We start from the raw sequence: 1,559 nt of genomic DNA on the forward strand, positions 1-1,559 counted from the left end.
CGAATCCAAGGGTTAACCCTGATATTTCTTGCCATGGGGGTGTTCCGCGTCAAGTGAAGATTTGCAAGAAAAACCAATTAAATCAATGGGTTACGGGTGATATTTTAGCTTAAGTGCGGTGGATTGGCAGCGTAACGGGGAGCGTGTGCAGTAAACGTCCGGATCAGGTTAGACAAAGTGCGCAACCGACAACGTGGCTTCGCGCTTTGTCTGGAAACTGTCTCACAAGAAAAAAATGCCTTAATAGACCTGTCCGAGGCTTGCTTGCTAAGCGGGGTCATTATCAGGAGCTGGGAGCGATTTAACGATTTCGGGATCGTGTTCAAGTTGCGCAACTTTGCCCAGTTCAATCATCGTGTCTGATCGAATCTTTTCAATTTTATTGGTATATTCGATTGCCTCCTTTTCATCTTTGGTGGGTTCGTCAGGGTTTTTAACCGTTGGCTTGGCTGGGGGCGTTAGTCTTAAACTGATTTTTGAGCCCTCGGAAATCTTCTTGCTTAAACGCTTTAAAGATTGTGTCAGAGCATTCTTCAGTTCAGATTTTCTACCTTCATCGTTTCCGGTGTAATACTCATCGACTAAGTTGGAAGCAAGCGTGCTCAAATTTTTTCCGGCGGATTCTTTGAGGTGTTTTTCGTAATCTCTTACGACATTTTTGGGTGCGTTTGTTTCGAGAAGTTTGTTGAGCAATTCTTTTGAGGTTATTAATTCTCTTAGAACTTCATTGATGCCGCGTAGGCACTTTGCTAGCCCAAAAATAATAAGCGGAGCCGCAGCTAGGTAGAACTGCCAGGAGCCCGTTGCGAGCGTCCTAATGGTGGGTTCTGTTCGTTCGGGGTCAAATATCTCCGAAATGGTTATTAAATCTCTATGCCATTCCTTAGCTTCTGTTGCAAGTTCATTGAGTGTTTTTGTTTCTTCGTCGGCCGGAATCTTTATTTCAATCTCGGAATCACCCTCGCCTTCGCCTTCAAAAGGAACGTCGAGTTCTGAGAAAGCGTTGTCAACTGTTGATAGGCTAGATAATTTGTGTCTAAAATCGGTTTGAAGATTTTGCAATGCTTGAACTGCAGCGTGTGGTGTAAGTTGATTAGATGATATGGATTTTTTGATGTTTTCAAAAAGACCATTTCCTATATATTCACGTAATCCAAACTGATTGATGAAGTCTGCCACTTCCATTTTTGGGCTGTTCAGGGAACTCTCTGCGAGAGCTTGCCTTGTCGCTTCTAGTTGGCTCTTATATTGATCGAGAAGCTGTGGTTGCCCTGGTTGCGAGCTGACATTGCTAAGTGCATTAATTAATCGGCTCAGTTCTTCACTGGCATTTGTTTTTCTGAGATCATTTACTACAGCGTTGACTGCAAAGTGAAATCGAGCGATATCCATATCATTAATTCGAATGTGAAGTGTTCGGGCACTATAGCGTGGCGGTCTCAAATCTGAAGTGCAACACCCTCACCGAGGGTAATGTACGCAAATGAGAACGAGATACGAACACTTGCAGCCAGAAGACAGAGTGACGTTGGCATCGCTGCGCCAGCAGGGCTGGAGCA

At 44.3% G+C, this 1,559-nt stretch carries 1 protein-coding gene; it reads right to left on the bottom strand.

The genetic code is table 11. The features are described from left to right. Positions 1-267: 267 nt before the first annotated feature. Positions 268-1,392: a hypothetical protein gene (locus tag ACYZGB_RS22695; RefSeq protein ID WP_462391245.1), complete on the bottom strand. Its 1,125-nt coding sequence runs from the start codon at positions 1,390-1,392 to the stop codon at positions 268-270. Positions 1,393-1,559 lie beyond the last annotated feature (167 nt).

This window comes from Acidovorax sp. Q11, assembly GCF_054950075.1.

Coding starts and splice junctions, on each gene's coding strand:
- ACYZGB_RS22695 (WP_462391245.1), bottom strand. CDS start 1,392: ATGGATATCGCTCGATTTCACTTTGCAGTCAACGCTGTAGTAAATGAT.